At 71.5% G+C, this 21575-nt stretch carries 20 protein-coding genes; 6 read left to right on the top strand and 14 right to left on the bottom strand.

Translation table 11 applies throughout. The annotated features are described in order from the left end of the window. Nucleotides 1-96: 96 nt before the first annotated feature. The 4 genes from ACY34M_RS07305 to ACY34M_RS07290 all read right to left on the bottom strand — a co-directional run bounded on the left by ACY34M_RS07305 (nucleotide 97) and on the right by ACY34M_RS07290 (nucleotide 4068). The gene (locus ACY34M_RS07305; RefSeq protein WP_462716404.1) at nucleotides 97-738 is read right to left on the bottom strand and encodes a SnoaL-like polyketide cyclase; all 642 of its coding nucleotides are present in this window, start codon (nucleotides 736-738) and stop codon (nucleotides 97-99) included. Nucleotides 739-895: 157 nt separating this feature from the next. Then, nucleotides 896-1945, bottom strand: coding sequence for an alcohol dehydrogenase catalytic domain-containing protein (locus ACY34M_RS07300; protein ID WP_462716405.1), 1050 nt, complete (start codon nucleotides 1943-1945; stop codon nucleotides 896-898). Continuing rightward, on the bottom strand, nucleotides 1942-3138 hold the full coding sequence (locus ACY34M_RS07295) for an acyl-CoA dehydrogenase family protein (RefSeq protein WP_462716406.1): 1197 nt from the start codon (nucleotides 3136-3138) through the stop codon (nucleotides 1942-1944). Before ACY34M_RS07295 ends, ACY34M_RS07300 begins: the two co-directional genes overlap by 4 nt. Nucleotides 3139-3153: 15 nt before the next feature. Beyond that, nucleotides 3154-4068 (bottom strand): SDR family NAD(P)-dependent oxidoreductase, encoded by a 915-nt coding sequence (locus ACY34M_RS07290; protein ID WP_462716407.1) that lies wholly within the window; start codon nucleotides 4066-4068, stop codon nucleotides 3154-3156. Between the two features lie 101 nt (nucleotides 4069-4169). Between ACY34M_RS07290 and ACY34M_RS07285 the strand changes: the two genes are divergently transcribed. Beyond that, nucleotides 4170-5096, top strand: a complete 927-nt coding sequence (locus ACY34M_RS07285) for a cyclase family protein (RefSeq protein WP_462716408.1) — start codon at nucleotides 4170-4172, stop codon at nucleotides 5094-5096. Nucleotides 5097-5178: 82 nt separating this feature from the next. On the opposite strand, the gene ACY34M_RS07280 is transcribed toward ACY34M_RS07285, so the two are convergent. The 4 genes from ACY34M_RS07280 to ACY34M_RS07265 all read right to left on the bottom strand — a co-directional run bounded on the left by ACY34M_RS07280 (nucleotide 5179) and on the right by ACY34M_RS07265 (nucleotide 9333). Then, entirely contained in the window at nucleotides 5179-5634 is a 456-nt protein-coding gene (locus ACY34M_RS07280) for an ATP-binding protein (protein WP_462716409.1), read from the bottom strand. A 486-nt stretch (nucleotides 5635-6120) separates the two neighbouring features. Beyond that, entirely contained in the window at nucleotides 6121-6978 is an 858-nt protein-coding gene (locus ACY34M_RS07275) for an acyl-CoA dehydrogenase family protein (RefSeq protein WP_462716410.1), read from the bottom strand. A 2-nt stretch (nucleotides 6979-6980) separates the two neighbouring features. Then, on the bottom strand, nucleotides 6981-8120 hold the full coding sequence (locus ACY34M_RS07270) for an acyl-CoA dehydrogenase family protein (protein ID WP_462716411.1): 1140 nt from the start codon (nucleotides 8118-8120) through the stop codon (nucleotides 6981-6983). Nucleotides 8121-8130: 10 nt separating this feature from the next. Next, the gene (locus tag ACY34M_RS07265; protein WP_462716412.1) at nucleotides 8131-9333 is read right to left on the bottom strand and encodes an amidohydrolase family protein; all 1203 of its coding nucleotides are present in this window, start codon (nucleotides 9331-9333) and stop codon (nucleotides 8131-8133) included. Between the two features lie 147 nt (nucleotides 9334-9480). On the opposite strand from ACY34M_RS07265, the gene ACY34M_RS07260 reads away from it, so the two are divergent. Beyond that, a complete protein-coding gene (locus ACY34M_RS07260) occupies nucleotides 9481-11034 on the top strand; it encodes a class I adenylate-forming enzyme family protein (protein ID WP_462716413.1) in 1554 nt (517 codons plus the stop codon). Between the two features lie 96 nt (nucleotides 11035-11130). On the opposite strand, the gene ACY34M_RS07255 is transcribed toward ACY34M_RS07260, so the two are convergent. Together ACY34M_RS07255 and ACY34M_RS07250 are read right to left on the bottom strand one after the other, a co-directional pair. Beyond that, nucleotides 11131-11628, bottom strand: a complete 498-nt coding sequence (locus ACY34M_RS07255) for an EF-hand domain-containing protein (RefSeq protein ID WP_462716615.1) — start codon at nucleotides 11626-11628, stop codon at nucleotides 11131-11133. A gap of 134 nt (nucleotides 11629-11762) precedes the next feature. Beyond that, nucleotides 11763-12143 carry an STAS domain-containing protein gene (locus tag ACY34M_RS07250; RefSeq protein WP_462716414.1) on the bottom strand — a complete coding sequence of 127 codons (381 nt, stop codon included), beginning with the start codon at nucleotides 12141-12143 and terminating at the stop codon, nucleotides 11763-11765. A 412-nt stretch (nucleotides 12144-12555) separates the two neighbouring features. Between ACY34M_RS07250 and ACY34M_RS07245 the strand changes: the two genes are divergently transcribed. Both ACY34M_RS07245 and ACY34M_RS07240 read left to right on the top strand, forming a co-directional pair. Beyond that, on the top strand, nucleotides 12556-13134 hold the full coding sequence (locus ACY34M_RS07245; RefSeq protein ID WP_462716415.1) for a sigma-70 family RNA polymerase sigma factor: 579 nt from the start codon (nucleotides 12556-12558) through the stop codon (nucleotides 13132-13134). Continuing rightward, the gene (locus ACY34M_RS07240) at nucleotides 13131-14399 is read left to right on the top strand and encodes a maleylpyruvate isomerase N-terminal domain-containing protein (protein ID WP_462716416.1); all 1269 of its coding nucleotides are present in this window, start codon (nucleotides 13131-13133) and stop codon (nucleotides 14397-14399) included. Before ACY34M_RS07245 ends, ACY34M_RS07240 begins: the two co-directional genes overlap by 4 nt. A gap of 74 nt (nucleotides 14400-14473) precedes the next feature. Here ACY34M_RS07240 and purU read toward each other — a convergent pair whose 3' ends face one another. Beyond that, a complete protein-coding gene (gene purU, locus ACY34M_RS07235; protein ID WP_462716417.1) occupies nucleotides 14474-15346 on the bottom strand; it encodes a formyltetrahydrofolate deformylase in 873 nt (290 codons plus the stop codon). 81 nt (nucleotides 15347-15427) lie between these two features. Next, nucleotides 15428-15928, bottom strand: a complete 501-nt coding sequence (locus tag ACY34M_RS07230; RefSeq protein ID WP_462716418.1) for an SCO4402 family protein — start codon at nucleotides 15926-15928, stop codon at nucleotides 15428-15430. 117 nt (nucleotides 15929-16045) lie between these two features. Between ACY34M_RS07230 and ACY34M_RS07225 the strand changes: the two genes are divergently transcribed. Beyond that, on the top strand, nucleotides 16046-17329 hold the full coding sequence (locus ACY34M_RS07225) for an ABC transporter substrate-binding protein (RefSeq protein ID WP_462716419.1): 1284 nt from the start codon (nucleotides 16046-16048) through the stop codon (nucleotides 17327-17329). A gap of 43 nt (nucleotides 17330-17372) precedes the next feature. On the opposite strand, the gene ACY34M_RS07220 is transcribed toward ACY34M_RS07225, so the two are convergent. Further along, entirely contained in the window at nucleotides 17373-18971 is a 1599-nt protein-coding gene (locus ACY34M_RS07220; RefSeq protein ID WP_462716420.1) for a hypothetical protein, read from the bottom strand. A gap of 176 nt (nucleotides 18972-19147) precedes the next feature. Then, a complete protein-coding gene (locus ACY34M_RS07215; RefSeq protein ID WP_462716421.1) occupies nucleotides 19148-20536 on the bottom strand; it encodes a transcriptional regulator in 1389 nt (462 codons plus the stop codon). Between the two features lie 302 nt (nucleotides 20537-20838). Here ACY34M_RS07215 and ACY34M_RS07210 point away from each other — a divergent pair, with 302 nt between their 5' ends. Then, complete coding sequence (locus ACY34M_RS07210; protein WP_462716422.1) at nucleotides 20839-21525, top strand: bifunctional DNA primase/polymerase; 687 nt, start codon at nucleotides 20839-20841, stop codon at nucleotides 21523-21525. Nucleotides 21526-21575 lie beyond the last annotated feature (50 nt).

The following is a 21575-nucleotide window of genomic DNA, read 5'->3' as shown; positions in this document are numbered from 1 at the left end:
GGGTGCGGAACCCCCCGGACACCGCACCCCCCACTCGCGGGCACCGCACCCTCCGGACCCCCGGGACACCGCACCCCACACTCGCGGGCACCGCCCTCAATGCGCCACCGGGCAGCCTCCGGTCAGTTTCCCCAGGAAGGCGTTGGGGTCGTAGAAGTGCTCGACCTCCAGCAGGCGCAACTCGTCGTCGACCCCGGCGACGCTCATGCCGAACATCTCGACCTTCTCGCCGGTCGCCGCGAACCCTTTGTACTCGCCCTCGAACACGCCCCAGTGCCGCCACTTGAAGGCGATCGTCGGCGGCCCGGACAGCACCTCGGTGACCTCCCAGAAGAAGCCGCCGGGGAACGCCCCGTGGAACAGGTCGTGCGAGGACTCGAAGGACTCGGCGCCGTAGAAGACGCTGTCCCCGATCAGGATGTTGTAGCTGCCGCGCTCGACGATCTCGGCGGAGTCGGCCCACGGGCCGCCGTTGATCCGCGTACGGAAGCGGTCGGCGACCATGGACACCCAGGTCGCGGGGTCGCGCTTGTGCGAGACCTCCATCTCGAAGACCTGCACCACGCCTTCGACGACGGCCTCCAGGGAGCCGGGCGCGTGCCGCGTGGTGCGCCGCCCCGGCATCACCGTGTGCGAGAGGTGGTAGTCCGGCACGCCCTCGCGCCAGTGGGCCGGTTCCGCGGCCGCGATCACCGCGGACCGGCCCTGGAGCCAGAGGGGAGGCGGAGCTTCTGACATGTGGGGCCCCTTTCGTGAGCGAGAGGGAACGAGGACCCCATAGTTGTTCGTTCACACTTTTAACACAAGTTGTCCACATCGCACCCATGTGACCAACTTACGTACGACAGTGTCCAGTTGTTGTCTCAGGCCCCGGCCGGAAGGTCCGTCGGAAGGCTCAGAAGGTCAGGACTCCGCGCGCCACCTTCCCCGCCTCCGCGTCCTCGACCGCCTTCCCGAAGTCCTCCACCGGGTACGTCCGCGTGACCAGCTCGTCGAGCAGCAGCCGGCCCTGCGCGTACAGGTCCGCGTACAGCTTGATGTCGCGCTGCGGGCGCGAGGAGCCGTAGCGGCAGCCGAGCACCGACTTGTCGAGGAACAGCTCGGCGGGCACGAAGGACGCCTCCGCGTCGGCCGCCGGCATCCCGAGGAGCACGGCCTGGCCGTGCCGGTCGAGCAGGTCGATCGCGGCCCGGACGAGTTCGACCCGGCCCACGCACTCGAAGACGTGGTCGGCGCCGTTCGGCAGCACCTCCCGTACCGCCCCCACGTCGGTGAGGAAGTCGGTGGCGCCGAACTGTCGCGCCGCGTCCTCCTTCGCCGGGTTGGAGTCCACCGCGACGATCCGCAGGGCGCCCGCGACGCGCGCCCCCTGGAGCACGTTGAGACCGACTCCCCCGGTGCCGATGACGACGACCGTGTCGCCGCGGTCGACCCGCGCCCGGTTCAGCACGGCCCCGACCCCCGTCAGGACCCCGCAGCCGATCAGGGCCGCCGACGTCAGCGGGATCTCCTTCGGGATCTTCACCGCCTGCACGGCCTTCACCACGGTCCGTTCGGCGAACGCCGAGTTCGACGCGAACTGGTACAGCTGCTTGCCACCCCGCTCGAACGGCTTCTGCGGCATGCCGATCGCCTTGCGGCACATCGTCGGCCGGCCCCGGTCGCACTCCGCGCAGGCCCCGCAGTTGGCGAGCGTGGAGAGCCCCACGTGGTCGCCGGGCGCCACATGCGTCACCCCTGCCCCCACCGCCTCCACCACGCCCGCGCCCTCGTGCCCGAGGACCACGGGGCGCGGGAACGGGATCGTCCCGTCGATCACCGACAGGTCGCTGTGGCACAGACCCGCCGCCGCGACCCCGACGAGCACCTCGCCCGGTCCCGGATCCCGTACTCCCAAGTCATCTACGACGACGGCCTGTTGGCCGTCGAACACAACACCCCTCACGTGGCCTCCCTGGGCAGGCCGAGCACCCGCTCGGCGATGATGGTGCGCTGAATCTCGTCCGAGCCGCCGTAGATCGTGTCGGCCCGGCTGAAGAGGAACAGGCGCTGCTGTTCGTCGAGTTCGTACGGGGCGTCGGGCGTCCAGTCCTGCGGCCCCACGGACGCCTCCGCGCCCCGCACCCGCAGGGCCAGCTCCCCGAGCCGCTGGTGCCAGCCGCCCCACAGCAGCTTGGCCACGCTCGGCGCACCGGCGTCGGGAGCGCCGCCGAGGGTGCGCAGCGCGTTCCACCGCATGGTGCGCAGCTCGGCCCACAGGCGGACGAGCCCGGCGCGTACGAGCGGGTCCCGGATCGCTCCGTCGGCAGTGGCCGTGCGCACGACCTGCCGCAGCTCCTCGTCGAAGCCGATCTGCTGGGCGAGGGTGGAGACGCCGCGCTCGAAGGCCAGCAGCCCCATGGCCACCTTCCAGCCCTCGCCCTCGCCGCCGACGAGCTCCTCGGCGACGGCGCCGTCGAAGAACACCTCGTTGAACTCGCTGGTCCCGGTGAGCTGCCGGATCGGCCGTACGTCGATGTGGTCCGGCTGGTCCATGGGGACCAGGAGGAACGAGATGCCCCGGTGGCGGCGCGCGTCCGGGTCGGTGCGGGCCAGCACGAAGCACCAGTCGGCCTCGTGCGCCAGCGACGTCCACATCTTCTGGCCGGTCACCCGCCAGCGGCCGTCCCCGTCGCGGGTCGCGGAGGTGCGCAGCGACGCCAGGTCGGAGCCCGCCCCCGGCTCGCTGTAGCCCTGGCACCACAGTTCCTCGCCGCGTGCGATGCCGGGCAGGAAGCGGCGCTGCTGCTCCTCGGTGCCGTACGCGAGCAGGGTGGGCGCGAGGAGGTTCTCGCCGATGTGGCCCCAGCGGCCCGGCGCCCGGACGCGCGCGTACTCCTCCGCCCAGACGACCTGCTGGGTGAGCGTGGCGACCCGGTTGCCGAAGCCCTCCCTGTCCCAGCCGATGCCGATCCAGCCGCCCTTGCCCAGCTCCCGCTCCCAGGCGCGCCGCTCGGGGCCGCCCTCGTGCTCACTGCCGGGCCCTCCGCGCCCCACGACGGCCGTGAACCGCTCGTCCAGATGTTTCCCGAGCCACTCCCGCACCTCACCGCGGAAGGCCGCGTCCTCGTTGTCCGCCTTGTCGAAGCCGAACTCCACGACCCGCCACCCCCGTTACTGGTTGGGCCGTTCCTTGGCGGCCGCGGCCCGCGCCATCTCCTGCAACTGCTCCAGCAGGGGCATGGGGTCGGTGCCGACCGTTCCCGGCAGGAAGTCGGCGATCTTCTCCGGCGTCCAGGGGCCGCCCTCGGCGTACCCGGCGCGCAGCTCGCGCGGCTGCGCCCACACGGCGATCTTCGGCCCGGCCACGGTGTACACCTGGCCGGTGATCTTCTCCTCGCGGGCCCGCTCGCTGAGCAGATAGACGACGAAGGCCGCGACGTCCTCCGGCTCCCCGATCTCCTTCAGCTCCATCGGCACATTGGCCGACATCCGGGTACGGGCCACGGGCGCGACGGCGTTCGCGGTCACCCCGTACTTGTTGAGCCCGAGGGCCGCGCTGCGCACGAGCGAGATGATGCCGCCCTTCGCGGAGCTGTAGTTGGCCTGCGCCACGGATCCCTGATGGTTTCCGCTGGTGAAGCCGATGAGCGTGCCGGCCTTCTGCTTGCGCATGACGGCGGACGCGGCACGGAAGACGGTGAAGGTGCCCTTGAGGTGCGTCTGAATGACCGGGTCCCACTCGTCCTCGGACATGTTGAACAGCATCCGCTCGCGCAGGATCCCGGCGACGCACACCACCCCGTCGATCCGCCCGTACTCGTTCACGGCGGTGTCCACGATGCGCTGCCCACCGGCCATGGTGGACACGTCGTCGGCCACGGCGACCGCTGTGCCGCCCGCCGCCTCGATCTCCTTGACGACGCCCTGCGCCACTTCCGACGTGGGTTCGCCGCCCTCCATCGACACCCCGTAGTCGTTGACGACGACCTTGGCGCCCTCGGCGGCGCACGCGAGCGCCACCGCCCGGCCGATGCCACGTCCCGCCCCCGTCACGGCGACGACCTTGCCTGCCAAGAAGTTCCCCATGCCCGGCCCCTTCCCGCGGTTTCTGACGACCCGTTAGATTTCAAGTCCGGTCGGATTCTACGACCCGTCAGATACCGGAACACAAGACCCGGGAGGACCCGATGCCCCTGCCCGCCGAGTTCCACGACATCGCCAAACGCGTGAACAACTGGGGGCGTTGGGGGGAGGCCGACGAGATCGGCACCCTGAATCTCGTCACCGACGACTGTGTGCGCGAGGCCGCCGCCGAGGTCCGCACGGGCCGCCGCGTCGCCCTCGCGCTGCCGCTGAAGGAGGACGGCGTGCAGTCGGGCCTGATCCCCGGCCGCATCAACCCGTTCCACACGATGGTGCAGATCAACCAGGAGATCTTCGGCCCGGAGACCGTTGCCACCAGCGACGACGCCGTGACGATGGGCCTCCAGGCGGCCACCCACTGGGACGCCCTCACGCACGTCTCGCACTCCGGCAAGCTCTACAACGGCCGCGCCGCCGACACCATCACCGCGCACCACGGCGCCCAGTTCAGCGGCATCGACAAGGCGCCGTACATCGTCTCGCGCGGCGTGCTGCTCGACGTGGCGGCGGCGAAGGGGCTCGACCGGCTGCCGGGAGACCACGCCGTCACCCCGGAAGACCTCGACGAGGCGGCCGAGTTCGGCCGGGTGACGGTGCGGGCCGGCGACATCGTGCTCGTACGCACCGGGCAGATCCAGGTGTACCTGGCCGGGGACAAGCACGGGTACGGCTATCCGTCACCCGGCCTGTCGGTGCGGACGCCCGAGTGGTTCCACGCGCGGGACGTGGCGGCCGTCGCCAACGACACCCTGACGTTCGAGATCTTCCCGCCGGAGATCGAGAACCTGTGGCTGCCGGTGCACGCCCTCGACCTGGTCGAGATGGGGATGCTCCAGGGCCAGAACTGGAATCTGGAATCTCTGTCCACAGCCTGTGGACAAGAAAAGCGCTACTCGTTCCTGCTGTCGGCGATGCCGGAACCCTTCAAGGGCGGTACGGGAACACCGGTGGCCCCGGTCGCCGTCTTCTGAACGGCCTTCCGCACGGCCTTTTGCACGGACACGGGAAGCGGCGCGGGCCCGGCCGAGGGGCCCGCGCCGCTTCCCTGCGCGGTCACACCGCTTCGAACGTGACACCCTGAAGCGCGCCGCTCGACACCGCCGCACACTGGTCGATCTCGCACCAGATCGCCTTGCCCGCGCCCTCCCGGCGCCAGCCCCAGCGGTCCGCGAGCCCGTCGACGAGTTCGAGCCCCCGCCCGTTCGTCTCGTCGCCGTCCGCGTGCCGCGGCGTCGGCGGCCGCTCGCAGGTGTCGGCGACCTCCACGCGGACCGTGCCGAGGCACGCCGCGGGGACACCGCTGGGCAGCGCCATGCGCAGCACGGCGGGATGCCCCGTGTGCACCACGGCGTTGGTGACCAGCTCGGAGACGATCAGAATCAGCGTCTCCGCCAAGGACTCATCGGTCTCTATGCCCGAACCGGCGAGACGCGAGCGCGCCCACCTGCGAGCACGCCCCACCTCCGCGGGGTCGGCCCCGACCTCCAGTTGAACCTGAAGCACCTGCACCGCTCACACCATCCGAATCCGGCGGGACCGCTGGAGTACTGCCTCGCGCCACTTACCGTGCTGTCCAGTGAGAGGGATCACGGAACGTGAACCCCATGAGGCACAGCATGGTTGACGTACAGTCACCCCAACAAGCGCTTCGGGCATATTCCAGCGCGAAGGAGTACGCGTACGGCATACTGTGCGACGCGCCTCGCCGGGGGTCGAACAGACGGGTGCGAAACCCCGCCCTGCGCAGTGTGCGGCGCACATCGCGGGCCCCGGAGTTGCCTCGGAGGCAACACCGGCGCCGTCGCCCGGGTTCAGCACCACTCGCATCTGCCACAAGGTACCGGAGCCGGACGCCGACTCCGTGCCGTGACGAGCCTCGTACAGGACACAACCCGATAACCACGCTCGGTCACTGTCCGTGCACCCTTGCTCAGGCTCTCCGCTCAGACGGCCGCGCGTCCGTTTTCCGGACGCGCGGCCGTCTTCGTACGGGGGTCAGAGCGCGGCGGCGAGCACCTCCTCCGCGCCCCTCGCGCTGCCGCCCAACTCGGCCCGCACCCAGGCCCGCTTCAGGTGCAGATGCACGTCCGCCTCCCAGGTGAAGCCCATTCCGCCGTGCACCTGGAGGCAGTCGCGGGCGCCCTGCACGGCGGCCTCGTCTGCGAGCAGCTCGGCCGCCGCGAGCTCCACCGGGTCGCGGGTGACGGCCGCCGCGTACACGGCGGCGCGGGCCACCTCCACCCGTACGAGCATCTCGGCGCACAGGTGCTTCACCGCCTGGAACGACCCGATCGGGCGACCGAACTGCTCACGTTCTCGCGCGTGTTGGACCGCCATGTCGAGTGTGCGGCCGGCCGAGCCGAGCTGTTCGGCCGCGTACAGGAGCGTCGCCTCGAAGGGGACGGGGGCGGGCCCGGCGAGGGCGTGCAGGGGGGTGAGCGGGTCGGCCGAGGCGATCGGCCGGGCAGCGCCCGCGTCACCGCGCACCACGTCCGCCTCGTCCCGCCACGGCAGCAGGGCCCCGTACGGCGCGGTCACCACCGTCTCGCCCGCCGCGGCGCCCGGCACCTCGCCCGCCGCGAGGAACGTCGCCACCAGCGGGCCGGGCAGGAGCGCGCGCCCGCACTCCTCGAACACCACGACGGCCTCCGGGAGCCCGAGTCCGACGCCGCCGTCGCGCTCCGGCAGGCACAGCGCGAACAGCCCGGCCTCGCCGAGCTCGCGCCACAGCTCCCGGTCGAGCGTGTCCCGGTCGAGGGCGGCCCGCAGCGCCTCGCGCCCGAACCGCCCCTCAAGGAGGTCGCGGGTCCCCTCGCGCAACGCCCGCTGTTCCTCGGTCAGTTGGAAATGCACGCCTACCTTCCCCCCTTGGGCAGCCCGAGGATCCGCTCGGCGACGATGTTGCGCTGGATCTGCGAGGTGCCCGCGGCGATCGTGTACGACAGCGACGACAGCCGGTCGAGCGTCCACTGCTGCCCGACGTCGAGCGCGCCCGCCCCGCCGAGCACCTGCGCCGCGACGTCGTACAGGCGCTGGCGCGCGTGCGAGTACCGCAGCTTGAACACGGACCCGCCGACCCCCGGCACGCCACCGGTGGCCTGCGCCTCGCTCACGTTCCACTGGGTGAGCCGCCACAGAGCGCCGAACTCCGCGGACAGCAGGGCGAGTTCGCGCCGCAGCACGGCGTCGTCCCAGCGGCCGGTCTTGCGCGCGTGCGCGGCCAGTTCGCCGAGCACCCGCCGGCAGGCGACGACCTCGCCGACGAACGCGGTGCCGCGCTCGAACGACAGGGTCACCATGGTCACCCGCCAGCCGTCGTTCTCCGCCCCGACCCGGTTGCCGACGGGGATGCGCACCTCGTCGAGGAACATCTCGGCGAACTCCGTCGACCCGGCCAGCGTGCGCAGCGGCCGCACCGTGATTCCCGGAGCGTCCATCGGCATGGCGAGCCAGGTGATGCCGCGGTGCTTGGCGGCGTCCGGGTCCGTGCGCACCAGGAGTTCACACCAGTCGGCGACCTCGGCGTGCGAGGTCCAGATCTTGGCGCCGCTGACCACGTAGGAGTCCCCGTCGCGCCACGCGCGCGTGCGCAGGGAGGCGAGGTCGGAGCCCGCGTCCGGTTCGCTGAACCCCTGGCACCACACCTCGTCCCCGCGCAGGATCGGCGCGAGCCAGCGGTCGCGCTGCGCGGGGTCGCCCTCGGCTGCGACGGTCGGCCCGGCGTGCAGCAGCCCGACGAAGTTCGCGCCCACGTAGGGGGCGCCCGCCTTCTCGGTCTCCTCCAGGAAGATGAGCCGCTTGGTCGGCGAGGCGTCCCAGTGCACGTCCCCGTACCCGGCGTCGTACAGGCGCCGCTGCCAGCCCATGTCGTAGGTGCGTCTGCCGGGCCAGTCGTCGGGCGAGGGCTTCGGGGGCAGCGTGGGCAGCACGCCGCCCAGCCACTCCCGCAGCCGCGCCCGGAACTCCTCTTCTTCGTCCGTGTACGTGAGGTCCATGCCGGACGCCCTACTTGCCGGGCTTGTCGAGGTCCAGATCGAGCATGCGGATGGCGTTGCCGCGCATCAGCTTGTAGATCGTCTCGTCGTCGAGGCCCTTCACGTGGTCGAGGGCGACCTCCTTGGTGTTCGGGAAGGTCGAGTCGACGTGCGGATAGTCCGTCTCGAACGTCGCGTTGTCCCGGCCGACGGTGTCGATGGACGCCACCCCGTGCTTGTCGCGGAAGAAGCAGCAGAAGATCTGCCGGTAGTAGTACGTGGACGGGGGCTCGGGGATCAGGTCCCGGACGCCGCCCCACGCGCGGTGCTCCTCCCACACGTCGTCGGCCCGCTCCAGGGCGTAGGGCACCCAGCCCATCTGGCCCTCGCTGTAGGCGAGCTTGAGCCGCGGGTACTTCACCAGCACGCCGCTGAACAGGAAGTCCATCATCGAGGCCATCGCGTTGTTGAAGCTGAGCGAGGCCTGGACGGCGGGCGGCGCGTCCGGGGACGCGGCCGGCATCTGGGAGCTGGAGCCGATGTGCATGTTGACGACGGTCCCGGTCTCCTGGCACGCCGCGAAGAACGGGTCCCAGTACCCGGAGTGGATGGACGGCAGCCCGAGGTGCGTCGGGATCTCGGAGAACGTCACGGCCTTCACGCCGCGCGCGGCGTTGCGCATGATCTCCGCGACGGCCAGCTCGACGTCCCAGAGCGGGATGATGCACAGCGGGATGAGCCGGCCGCCGCTGTCCCCGCACCACTCCTCGACCATCCAGTCGTTGTAGGCGCGCACGCAGGCGAGCGCGACCTCCTTGTCGTGCGCCTCCGCGAAGGTCTGCCCGCAGAAGCGGGGGAAGGTCGGGAAGCAGAGGCTGGCCTCGACGTGGTTGAGGTCCATGTCGGCGAGGCGGGCCTTGGGGTCCCAGCAGCCGCGGCGCATCTCGGCCCGCGTGATCCCTTCCAGGGTCATGTCGTCGCGGTCGAAGCCGACGGCCGCGATGTTGCGCTTGTACGGGAACTTGAGGTCCTCGTAGATCCACCAGTCCGTGGGCGGCCCCGCCGGGTCCATCGTGATCTGGTACTTGCCCGCCACGTATGCGAGTTCGCCGATCCCCTCGGTCAGTGGCTTCGGCCCCTTGTCCCGGTACTTGGCCGGCAGCCAGGTCTCGAAGAGATGGGGCGGTTCGATCACATGGTCGTCGACGCTGACGATGCGCGGCAGTTCCGTCATGAGTGTTCAGCCCCTCGCCGTATCTGATGACCCGTCAGAAAGCAGGCTAGCCCCGCACCCCTGGACCGACAAGGAGCACGGTCTTACGCTCTCAGCCAGATCTGACATGCCGTCAGCTAACGGCAGTTGCCGTGAAGGGGTATGGAGATGACCGACACCGCACACGCCCTGGGCGCCTCCCGCACGCTCTGGGAGCTGGTCGAGCGCCGCGCCGAACTGACCCCCGACCATCCGGTGCTGCTGCAGGGCGAACGCACCCTGACCTTCGGCGAGTTGCGCGACCGCGGCGAGCGCGTGGCGGCGGGCCTGTACGGCCTCGGCATCCGCCCCGGCACCGTGGTCGCCTGGCAGCTGCCGACCCGTATCGAGACGGCCCTGCTCTCCTTCGCGCTCGCCCGCATCGGCGCGGTGCAGTCGCCGGTCATCCCCTTCTACCGGGACCGCGAGGTCGGCTTCGCGCTGCGGGAGTCGAAGGCCGACTTCTTCGCGACACCCGGCGTCTGGCGCGGCTTCGACCACACCGGGATGGCGCGGCGGCTCGGCGCCCGGGGCATCTTCGAGGCCTACGAGGACCTCCCGGAGGGCGACCCGGCCGTCCTGCCCCCGCCGCCCGCGTCCGGTACGGACGTCCGCTGGATCTACTGGACGTCCGGTACGACGTCCGACCCCAAGGGCGTGCTGCACACGGACCGTTCCCTCATCGCGGGCGGCTCCTGCCTCGCCCACGCGCTGCACCTGTCCGCCTCCGACGTCGGCTCGATGGCGTTCCCGTACGCGCACATAGCGGGCCCCGACTACACGGTGATGCTGCTCCTGTACGGCTTCCCCGCGGCGATGTTCGAGCACTTCGCGATGCCGGACTCACTGGACGAGTACCGGCGGCACGGCGTCACCGTGGCGGGCGGCTCCACGGCCTTCTACTCGATGTTCCTGACCGAACAGCGCAAGCAGCCCGACGCGAAGCTGATCCCCACGCTGCGGCTGCTCGCGGGCGGCGGAGCCCCGAAACCGCCGGAGGTCTACCACTCGGTCGTCCGCGAGATGGACGTCCAACTCACCCACGGATACGGCATGACAGAGGTGCCGATGATCACGATGGGGGCGCCGGACGACACCGCGGAGAACCTGGCGACGACGGAGGGCCGCCCGCCCGAGGGCATGGAGATCCGCGTCGTCGACGCCGACGGCAAACAGGTGCCGCCGGGCGTCGACGGCGACGTACGGCTGCGGGGCGAGGCCGTCTGCCAGGGCTACCTGGACCCGCGCCAGACCGCGGACGCCTTCGACGCGGACGGCTTCCTGATCACCGGCGACCTGGGACACCTGCTGCCGGAGGGGCACTTGGTACTCACCGGCCGCGCCAAGGACGTCATCATCCGCAAGGGCGAGAACATCTCCGCGAAGGAGATCGAGGACCTGCTGCACGAGCACCCCGCGGTCCAGGACGCGGCGGTGATCGGCCTGCCGGACGCGGAGCGCGGGGAGCGGGTGTGCGCGGTGCTCGAACTACGGCCGGGGCAGGCCCCGTTGTCCCTGCCCGAACTCAGCGGGTACCTGCGCGAACAGGGCCTGTCCACGTTCAAGCTCCCGGAGCAACTGGAAGTACTGGAGGCCCTCCCCCGCAACGAAACACTGCGCAAGGTCCTGAAGTACAAACTCCGCGAGCGCTACGGGACCCAACCAAGCCCCTGCGGCGATTGAGCAGCGGGGCCCGGGGCGGAGCGGCAAAACCAAGCCCCGCCGGCGATTGAGGCGCGGGGTCCGGGGCAGAGCCCCGGGACCGCAACGCCGGTGCGGCTATTCCGGGACGGTGAAGTACCGGGCGAAGGCCCGGACGGCCGCATCCTCCGAGATCCGGCCGGACCCATCGGCGTCAAGCGCGGCGGCCGCGGCCCGCGCCACATCGGGCTCGACGCCGAGCACCCCGAGCACCCGCCGCGCGGTCTCCGTGTCGACCCCGGCCTCCTCGGCACCGGCCACCGCGAGGGCGCCGCGCAGGAACGGACGGGCGATCTCGGCGAACCGGTCCGGGTTGTCCCGCAGCCGCTTCACGGCGCCGGTCACGAACTCCTCACGGGTCACCCGCTGGTCCCCGTCCACGTCCGCGATCCCGGCCATGCCCTGCCAGAACGCCTCGGCCCCCGCGAACAGCGCCTGGCCCCGCTCGGAGCGGGCCGTGACACCGAACTCGGTGAGCAGCGCCTTCGCCGCGACGTAGAAGTCCTCGCGGTCGATGTATCCGTTGCCGTCCTGGTCGAAGCCGGCGAACCGGGCCGCGATCCTCCGCTCGTCCATGCTCATGGGCCGCCTCTCGGGTCGATGGTGGTACGCATCGGAGCGTACGACGGTCCCGCGCGCGCACGCCCCGAACTGCGGCGATTGTGTCAAGGCCGGTGAAAATCCGGTACATGCCGTTACCCGGAAGGGGCTTACGCGGACATCGGCTCCGCGTTCTCGTCCACCGCGGAGGCGACGTCCGGGTAGACGTCGAAGAGGCGGCGGACGCCGAGGGCGCCGAGGACCCGGTTCACGTGCGAGCCGTCGACCGCGCCCTGTGCCGGCAGGATCAGCCGCAGCCGGCCCTGGCAGGAGCGCATCAGACGGCGCGAGGCGATCAGCACGCCGACGCCGCTGGAATCGCAGAACAGCACGTCGGAGAGGTCGAGCACGACACTGCGGCGGCCGTCGGCCACCGCCTCGTGCACCTGCTGGCGCAGCGCCGGGGACGTCACGAGGTCCATCTCGCCCGACGCGCACACGACGGCCCAGTCGCCCTGCCCTGACTCGGTCACCTTGAGCGCCACGCGCAACGCCTCTCGTTCGGGAATATCGACGATCCGGAATCTGTCCCTACGTTTCTTCTGCGCGGCTGCCCTGCCGCACTGGGATGAAACACTCCCGCAGACCTATCACATATGGCCTGGTTAAGCCCTGGCCGGTCACATGTGAACCAAATCGCTCACCCCGGGCAACCAAGCCGTTATGGCAAGGCGTCCTTTACGACCGGATGGTTTCTGTCACGGTCTGGTCTTTGTGACCGGATGGCCTTTATCACCCACTGCCCTTCGGGGGCGCACAATGCCGTAAAGGGGAGTGCGTTTCCGGTGGCGAAGGCTACATTCGGGTACACGACAAGCAGTTCACCAACAGGCAGTACCCAACAGGCAGTACAAGGCAAGGCAGTACGAGGCAAGAAGTTCGGGCAGTCGGTGAGGGGGCCCCATGCCCAAGGACACCCCGTCCCGCTGGGACCGCAGAATGCAGCAGCGCCTGGCGCACGGCGAGGCGGCGGCGCTCGGCGAGCTCTACGACCGGTTCGCCTCACTGGTGCACGGACTGGCGCACCGCGTCCTCGACGACGAGACGGCGGCCGACCAGATCACCCGTGACGTCTTCACCCAGATCTGGGAGAACCCGGACTCCTACGACCCCAAGCAGGGCCCGCTGCGCTCCTTCATCGCGACGCTCACGCACCGGCACGCGGTGCAGCGCCTGCGCCAGACCGAGTCCGCCGCCCTCGTGCGCACCGGACAGGGCACCACCGAGGACCTGGAGCGCAAGGTGCGGCACGCCTCCGCGGCGGCCCGCGCCGACTACATCGTGACATCGATGCCCGCACCGCTGCGCGAAGCGCTCAACCTCGCGTACTTCCAGCGCCGCGACTACCGCCAGACCGCCGCCGACCTGGGCGTCACCGAGGACGAGGCCCGCCGCAGGCTCCGCCTCGGCCTGCAGCTCCTGTCGACGGCGACGCACGACGCGGGCGCGCCACCCGGCCGCGGATACGGGAGGCCGGCGTGAGCGCGGCGAACGGACCGGACAGGTTCGATCCCTACGAGGAGGAGCCCGAGGGAACCGGAAAGCCCCCGGCCGACCGGCCCTGGATACCGACTCCCCGCTCCTCCGTCGAGGACACCGGCCGCCCGCTGCCTCCGGTGCCGACGAGCGAGCCGCCGGTCCTGGAGCACCGCGTCCTCAAGTCGCTGCTCGGCGCCTGGGCGCTGGCCGCCTGCTCGGCCGAGGAGGCCGCCGCCGTCGAGCTCCACCTCGGCGGCTGCGGCACCTGCGCCGAGGAGGCGCTGCGGCTGCGCGACGCCGTGGGCCTGCTGCACGCCGAGGAGAGCCTCGACCTCGACCCGATGCTGCGCTCCCGCGTCCTGGAGGGCTGCCTCAGCCGGCGCCCCGCCCGTATCCCCGTCCCCGGCTGGGCCACCCCGTTCGACGCCGAGACCGCCCGGCTCGACGCGCTGCTCCAGGACATCGGCGACGGCGAGTGGCACGCGCCGGTGCGGCTGCGCTGGTTCGAGGGCGCGGAACAGGTCGGCAAGAAGACCACGGTCGCCGGGGTGATCTCCCACCTCACCAGCGTCGACGGCCTGGTCGCCCGCGCCATCGGCCTGGAGGACCCCGTACCGGCGGTCCTCGACCCCACCGCGCGCACGAAGGCGTACTGGAAGTCGTCCTACTTCCCGCCCACCCGCGCGGTGCGGGCGCCCTGGCGCGAGCAGTCGCACTCCGTCATCCGCACGGTGTCCTTCGCGGGCTCGGACGAGGGCCGCTCCGGCGGCTCCGGCCAGCTCCCGGTGTCGTACGGCAATTTCGAGCTGGCGCTGCGCGACGCCATGATCGACCGGGCCTTCGAGTGCTGGATCCACGCGGGCGACATCGCCGACGCGGTGGACTACCCGTACGAGGCCCCGGCCCCGCGCCACCTCAACCGGATGATCGACCTCGCCGCCCGGCTGCTCCCCGCCTCCCTGGCGGCACGCCGCCGCCGCGGCCTCGCGGCCCCCGCCAAGGAACTGGTCACCGCGGGCCGCCCCGGCCGCAGCCTGCGCCTGGAGGTCGAGGGCGCGGGCGGCGGCGAGTGGCTGATCGCCCTCGACTCCCCCGCGGCCGTCGGCTCCGACGAGCGGGAGGTGGCACACGTGGCCCTCGACGGCGTCGAATTCTGCCGCCTGGCCGCGGGCCACGTACTCCCGGAGGAAGCCGCGGCGGGCCAGGTGGGCGACCGGGAGGCCATCAGGGACGTCCTGGCGGCGACGGCGGGCCTGAGCCGGATGTAGGCAAATCAAGCCCCTGCGGCGATTGAGCAGCGGGGTCCGGGGCAGAGCCCCGAGAGCGCAACCCCGGCGGGGCGCTACGCGAAGACGACCGTACGCCGACCGTTCAAAAGAATCCGCCGCTCCGCATGCCACTTCACGGCCCGCGCCAGCGCCTGGCACTCCACGTCACGCCCGATCGCCACCAGCTGGTCGGGCGTGACATCGTGCCCGACCCGCTCGACCTCCTGCTCGATGATCGGCCCCTCGTCGAGGTCGGCGGTCACATAGTGCGCGGTCGCCCCGATCAGCTTCACACCACGGGCATGCGCCTGGTGGTACGGCTTCGCGCCCTTGAAGCTCGGCAGGAACGAGTGGTGGATGTTGATGATCCGCCCGCTGAGCTGCTTGCACAGGTCGTCCGAGAGCACCTGCATGTACCGCGCGAGCACGACCAGCTCGACGCCCTCGTCCCGCACCAGATCGAGCACCTGCTGCTCGGCCTGCGCCTTCGTCTCCTTCGTCACCGGAATGTGGTGGAAGGGGATGTCGTACGAGGCGACCAGCTCGGCGAAGTCCGTGTGGTTGGAGACGACCGCGGCGATGTCGACCGGCAGCGCGCCGATCCGGGCCCGGAAGAGCAGGTCGTTCAGGCAGTGGCCGAACTTGCTGACCATCAGGACGACCTTCATCCGGTCCGAGGCCCGGTGGATCTGCCAGTCCATGTGGAACGAGTCGCCGATGGCGGCGAAGCTGGCGCGCAGCTTCTCCACGGTGACGGAGGCGTCCGCGCTGAAGTGGACGCGCATGAAGAACAGTCCTGTGTCGTGGTCGCCGAACTGCTGACTGTCCTCGATGTTGCAGCCGGTCATGAAGAGATAGCTCGACACGGCGTGCACGATGCCCTGCTTGTCGGGGCAGGAGAGGGTGAGGACGTACTGATCGGGGCCGGTTGCGGACTGCGCGTTCATGGGGCCAAGGGTCCCACACCCGTGGCCCCGGCCCTCGCGCGTCCCACGGGCCGGGACCCCGCAGGGGCCCGATGGGTGGGGCTAGGCCGCGCTCGTCATGATCTGCAGCACCTCAAGGGTCTGCGGGGAGCCCTCCGGGTCCTCGCCGTCGCTCGTGGCGAGCCTCACATGGGCGTCGCGGGCCGCACGGACCGCCTCCGGCCAGCCCTCGTGGTTCAGGTACGCGGCGACGGGGGCGTCGGGGCCCACCTGGTGCATGATCCGCAGGACCCGGAGCACGGCGGAGTCGACGAGCGCCGCCTCCTGCGAGTCCCGGAAGATCGTCCCGACGTATTTCTCGGCGGACCAGTTGTCCAGCCAGGTGTCCTCGACGAGGCGGTACACGGCGTCGGTCACGTCCCCGTACCCGTCAACGCCTGCTTGCCAGACGTCCCTCTGGAACGACGGGTCGGAGAGCATGTGCAGCGCGGAACGCACGTTGCTGCGCCAGCGCCACCACGGCATGTCGTTGAGTGGCATGCCGCCCATCTTCGTTGAGCGACGGCCGCGACGGGAAGACTTGTCCGAGGTTTGCACGGTCATCGATCGTACGTCCCGACCCCTCGGACCCCGCACGACCCCCGCAATTCACCTCATGGTCACCACGCGTTGACCGCGGGTCACTCGACCGTTGGCGACGCGGCGGAATCGTGCGGGGACATGACCGGCAGGCGCCCCAGCACCCGTAAGCGCAGCATCCCCCGAAGCCACATACGCACCGCGGCCGCTCTCCTCGGCGCCGCCCTCCTCGCCGGGTGCGGGCTCGTCCCCGGCGACGCCAAGGGCGCCAAACCCCCGTCGGTGACGGTGATGACCTGGGCCTCCGAAAAGACCGGGGCGACGAACATGCCGGGAATGCCCGCCATGGCGCGGGCCTACGCGCGCTGGATCAACGCCCACGGCGGTATCGGCGGCCGCACCCTGAAGGTCCTCACCTGCAACGACCACAACGACAGCGTGGGCGCCGCCAAGTGCGCCCGCTCCGCCGCCGAGCACGACGTCGTGGCGGTCGTCGGCTCGTACAGCCAGCACTCGAACGCGTTCCTGCCCCCGCTGGAGTCCGCGGGCATCCCGTACATCGGCGGTTACGGCGCCACCGAGGCGGAGTTCACCAGCCCGCTGTCGTACCCGGTCAACGGCGGGCAGCCCGCCCTCCTCGCCGGCAACGGTCGCCAGCTGTCCGGGCCGTGCGCCCGCACCGTCCTGATCCGCCCCGACTCCATCGCGGGCGACCAGCTGGCACCGCTGCTCGACGCCGGTCTCGCGCTGCGCCACCGCCCCGCCGCCGTCGACATGCTCGCCGCCGACGACGCCACCGACTACGCCGACCAGGCCCGCCGCGCGCTCGACGCCGCGAGCCGGGCGCCGCAGGGCGAGGGCTGTGTCGCCGCGGTGCTCGGCGAGCGCACGAACACGTTCTTCGACTCGTTCCGGCGGCTGCGCGACGACTACCCCTCGGTGCGCACCGCCACCGTCCTCGGCAGCCTCGACCAGTCCGTCGTCGACCGCACCGGCGGCCCGAAGAGCCCGTACGAAGGCGCCTACGTCACCAGCTGGTACCCGGCGGCGAACGACGCACGCTGGGACCCGATGAACCGGGCGATCAAGGAGCAGGCCTTCGGCGACAACCGGATCGACCCGACGGACGCGGGCGTGCAGACGACCTGGATCGCGTACGAGGTGCTGCGGCAGGTCGTCGAGTCGGTGGGCGACGGCGCGGTCACGGCGCGCACCGTGCGCACCGCCCTCGACGACGACCTGAAGGTGACGACGGGCGGGCTCACCCCGCCACTGCGCTGGGGCTACACCCACATGTCCGCGGTCGGCGACTTCCCGCGCCTGGTCAATGCGCGGGTCACCTTCCAGAAGGTCGTCGACGGGCGGCTCAAGGCGACCCAGAAGTCCTCGGTGGACGTGACGGACACGCTCGCCAAGGTCCCCTAAGTCCTAGGGGACCGCTTCGGATCAGAGCCGGATCGGAGTCGGATCAGAGCTGGACGGCCGAGCGCTGCGTCAGGCCGTACTTGCTCGCGATCTGGTTCCACAGCTTCGAAGCCTGCTGCTTCTGCTTGGACGCCGTGCCGCTCGCCGCGTCCCCGGACCTGCGCTCGTTCGTCGGGCGCGCGTGGCCCTTCTTGCACAGCGCCTTCTTCTTGGCGGCGACCTGGTCGCCCCAGGCGGCGTAGTGGTTGTCCGCCGACGCGGACGCCTTCCAGGCGGCGGTGAGGGCGGTGGTGAGCGTGGAGTGCTCGGGCAGCTGGTCCACGGACAGCGTGCCCAGACGCGTCACCAGGTCGTTGCGCTGCTGCGCGGCGCCACGAAGATCCTTGGAGGCCTGCGGCAGCGCCTTGCAGCTGCCGATGTTCGCCACCGAGCGGACCACGGCGGAGCGGCTGTTGTTGGAGTCGCCGAGCAGCTTGTCGAGCTCGACGGCCTGCGCCTTGGCCGGGTCCACGGACGGAGAGGGCGACGCGGACTTGGACGCCTCGTTCGACACGTTCTTCGTCGCGTCCGTCTTCTTGTCGTCGTCCCCGCCGCCGATCAGGGCACCCGCGCCGACGCCGACGACGAGGATGGCCACGCCGACCGCAGCGATGAGGGGCGCCTTGGAGCCGGTGCGGGCCTTGCCGCCGCGCGGGGGCTCGGGCTCGTAGCCGTACTGCTGCGGGGGCGGCGTCATGCCGGGACCGCCGTGGCCTCCGTGGCCTCCGTGACCGCCCTGCGCGTGCGGGTCGAAGCGCGGCATCTGCTGTGTCGCGCCGCTGCCGCCGTCCGGCTCCGTGCGGAACAGGGCGTCGAACTCGGCCGGCGGCTGCCGCTCGCCGGGCGTTCCGGGGCGTACGCCGTAGGCCTGCTCCTGGCCGGGCATCGGCTGGCCCTGCGCCTGCTGGCCGGGCATGGGCTGGCCGGGCATCGGCTGACCCGGCATCTGCTGGCCGGGCACCGGGGGGATGTACTGCGTGGCCTCGCTGTCGGGCTGGCCCGCGTGGGCGCCGGGCGCCGCGTCGGGCAGCGGCTGCGCGCGGCCCAGGAACTGGGTGGCGTCGGGGGCGGGAGCCTCCGGCGGCAGGGCGGGACCGGCCGCGTGGTGGGCGGCCTGGTGCTGGGCGGCCTGGTGCTGGGCCGCCGGGGGTATGTACTGCGTGGCGTCCCCGTCGTAGGCACCGGGAGCGGGGCCCGAGGGCGCCGCGGGCGGCAGCGGTCCGGCCTCCGCGTACTGCTGCGGCAGCGCCTGCGCGGGCGGCTGCGGCGGCAGGGCGCCGCCGTACGACTGGGGCGGCAGCGCACCGTAGTCCTGCTGCGGCGCGGGCGGCATCGGCGCGGCGCCCTGCGGCTGGCCCCACTCGTACGTGGGCATGGCCCCGTCGTAGGTCGGCATCGGCCCGGCGTTGTGCGCCTGCTGGGACTCGGGCCCCCAGGGCTGCCCCCACGGGCTCGCGCTCGCGGGGCCCGCCTGGTCGCCGAACGTACCGGGCAACAGGGGCTCGCCGCCGTCGGCGGGCAGCACGACACCTTCGTGCGCCTGCCGCGCCTGCGGAAGGTGCGGACGTTCGCCCTGCCCGCTCTGCCCGCTCTGCTCCGTCACCGTAAGACTCCTACGTAGGGGGTCGGAATCGTCGGCTCACGCTACCGGGTCTTCGTACGCCCGTGCTACGCACCTCAAATCCCCAAAGCCTCCCCAGTGACGCGACTAACAAAACCGGCCACCGGCTTGCCCGTTATGACACAGCTCACGCCTCCCACGCCAGACAAGTACGCCGCTCACGCCGCCCGAAGCTCCATGCGCGCCCCGAACTCCCGCACCACGGGCTCCTCCCGGAACGGATCGAGGCGCTCCTTGAAATCGTCCAGATATTCCATGCCCCGGTTCGAACGCACCGTGCCGAGCAGTTCGACGGCCCGAAGTCCCGTATGACAGGCCTGTTCCACTTCGCGCTGCTGCACCTGCGCCGTCGCGAGCAGCACCAGACCGATCGCGCGGCGGCGGGCGCGCGACGGCGGATGCCCGTCCAACGACTCCTGCGCGCACCGCGCCGCGTCCCGCGACTGCCCCAGATCCCGGTGGCAGTGCGCCAGTTCATCGGCCAAATACGCATGGTCGAAGTGGGCGATCCACACCGGATCGTCCCCCGAGTCCGTCCGCCCGTCCGCCTGTTCCATGGCGGAAACCGCACGGCTGGAGGCGGACTGCGCCGACCTCGCGTCCCCGAGGAGTGCATGGCCGCGCGCTTCGGCGGCGTGGAACATCGCCTCAGCGCGCGGCGTCACGCGCCCGCGCGCCCCCTCCTGAGCCGCGCGGGCGAGCTGGGAGATCTCACGCGGATTGCCGAGCTGCGCCGCCAAGTGACTCATCGACGCGGCCAGTACGTACCCGCCGTAGCCACGGTCACCCGCCGCCTGCGCCAGACGCAGCGCCTGGATGTAGTACCGCTGGGCGAGACCCGGCTGCCCGGTGTCGATCGCCATGTACCCGGCGAGCTCCGTCAACCGCGCGACGGCGGAGAACAGTTCACGCCCCACCGCCTCCCGGTAGGAGCCGGCGAGCAACCCGCTCACCACACTGTTCAGATAGTGCACGAGCACCGGGCGCACGTGCCCGCTCCCGTACTGGTGGTCCAGATCGGTCAGCGCCTGCGTCATCGCCCGCACCGCCGCGACGTCCGAAGGCCCGACCCGTGGCCCGGCCGAGCGCGCCACCTGCGAGTCCGGCACGGAGATCAGCCAGTCCCTGCTCGGCTCGACCAGCGCGGACGACGCGACGGTCGAACCGGAGAGGAAGTCCCTGCGCCCCACGTCGCTGCGCCACAGCTCGCAGACCTGCTCGATGGCGCCGAGCACGGTGGGCGAGAACTGCAGTCCGACACCGGAGGCGAGGTTCTTGCCGTTGGCCATCCCGATCTCGTCGATGGTCACCGTGCGCGCCAGCTTGCGGCCCAGCGCCTCCGCGATGATGCCCGGCGCCCGGCCGCGCGGCTGCTGCCCACGCAGCCAACGCGCCACGGACGTCTTGTCGTAGCGCAGATCGAGCCCGTGCTCCGCACCGCACATGTTGACCCGGCGCGCGAGCCCCGCGTTCGAACAGCCCGCTTCCTGAATGAGCGCCTGCAGCCGTTCGTTGGGCTGTCGCGCTACGAGAGGCCGTGCGGCCATGACGTACCCCCTGCTGTGCCCGTCCGGGTGTCCGACTGCAGGTCAACAGCCGGTCGTTGGATCATCACTGCCCTGTGCGGAAACGGAAGATGCACCACAAACGGGTGCCAAACACACGCCCGCATGACGCTTCCCCGCCGCGTCGACGTTCTCGGTACCTCCCCGCACTACCCACGACCCGCTGCCGCCTCGCCCGCGCGCCCCCGCCCATGCACCCATGCGCCCCACGTGCGAGAACGATGCCCCCGCCCTACCGGCACCCGCGCCCGTAACCCTCCGTGGCGGCGGGAGTTGAGAACGACGTGGAAGAGACCATCGCAGGCACCTCGGACGTCACCTCACCCGTCACCGCCGCCGGGCAGATCCCGCAACAGCGCGGCGACTCTCTCCTGGACACCGCCGTCCGCTACGCGGAGGAGCGCCACTGGGACGTGTTCCCCGGCACCTGGCTGGAGATCGGCGACGGCGTCCAGCGCTGCTCGTGCGGCTCCCCGCAGTGCCCCGCCCCCGGCGCACACCCCGCCCGCCCCGACTGGGCGAACCAGGCGACCGGCAGCGCGACCGTGGCCCGCCGCCTGTGGTCGAAGCAGCCGAACGCGTCGATCCTCCTCCCCACGGGCCGCACCTTCGACGCGATCGACGTGCCGGAGACCGCCGGGTTCCTCGCCCTCGCCCGCATGGAGCGGATGGAGCTCACGCTCGGCCCCGTCACCTGCACCCCGGACCGCCGCATGCAGTTCTTCGTGCTGCCCGGCGCCGCCCTCAAGGTCCCCGACCTCGTACGGAAGTTGGGCTGGCCCCCGGCCTCCCTCGACCTGCTCGCGCTCGGCGAGGGCCAGTACGTCGCCGCTCCCCCGACCCGCTTCGGCAGCCAGGGCGCCGCCCAGTGGGCCTGCCGCCCGACCGCCGCGAACCGCTGGCTCCCCGACGCGGAGGAGATCGTCTCCCCGCTGGCGTACGCGTGCGGGCGCGAAGGCCGACGCAGGTAGCGCCTCCCGGTGGCCCGCCCACGGCCGACGTATCGTGCCCGGACGGACGA

This window comes from Streptomyces sp. EDA2-14 (genome assembly GCF_054963755.1).
This window is presented reverse-complemented; position numbering and strand designations above follow the sequence as displayed.

Excerpts from the sequence above, each read along its gene's own strand:
- ACY34M_RS07305 (WP_462716404.1), bottom strand. The coding sequence starts at position 738 with ATGTCAGAAGCTCCGCCTCCCCTCTGGCTCCAGGGCCGGTCCGCGGTG.
- ACY34M_RS07290 (WP_462716407.1), bottom strand. The coding sequence starts at position 4,068 with ATGGGGAACTTCTTGGCAGGCAAGGTCGTCGCCGTGACGGGGGCGGGA.
- ACY34M_RS07285 (WP_462716408.1), top strand. The coding sequence starts at position 4,170 with ATGCCCCTGCCCGCCGAGTTCCACGACATCGCCAAACGCGTGAACAAC.
- ACY34M_RS07270 (WP_462716411.1), bottom strand. The coding sequence starts at position 8,120 with ATGGACCTCACGTACACGGACGAAGAAGAGGAGTTCCGGGCGCGGCTG.
- ACY34M_RS07265 (WP_462716412.1), bottom strand. The coding sequence starts at position 9,333 with ATGACGGAACTGCCGCGCATCGTCAGCGTCGACGACCATGTGATCGAA.
- ACY34M_RS07260 (WP_462716413.1), top strand. The coding sequence starts at position 9,481 with ATGACCGACACCGCACACGCCCTGGGCGCCTCCCGCACGCTCTGGGAG.
- ACY34M_RS07255 (WP_462716615.1), bottom strand. The coding sequence starts at position 11,628 with ATGGACGAGCGGAGGATCGCGGCCCGGTTCGCCGGCTTCGACCAGGAC.
- ACY34M_RS07245 (WP_462716415.1), top strand. The coding sequence starts at position 12,556 with ATGCCCAAGGACACCCCGTCCCGCTGGGACCGCAGAATGCAGCAGCGC.
- purU (WP_462716417.1), bottom strand. The coding sequence starts at position 15,346 with ATGAACGCGCAGTCCGCAACCGGCCCCGATCAGTACGTCCTCACCCTC.
- ACY34M_RS07230 (WP_462716418.1), bottom strand. The coding sequence starts at position 15,928 with ATGACCGTGCAAACCTCGGACAAGTCTTCCCGTCGCGGCCGTCGCTCA.
- ACY34M_RS07225 (WP_462716419.1), top strand. The coding sequence starts at position 16,046 with ATGACCGGCAGGCGCCCCAGCACCCGTAAGCGCAGCATCCCCCGAAGC.
- ACY34M_RS07215 (WP_462716421.1), bottom strand. The coding sequence starts at position 20,536 with ATGGCCGCACGGCCTCTCGTAGCGCGACAGCCCAACGAACGGCTGCAG.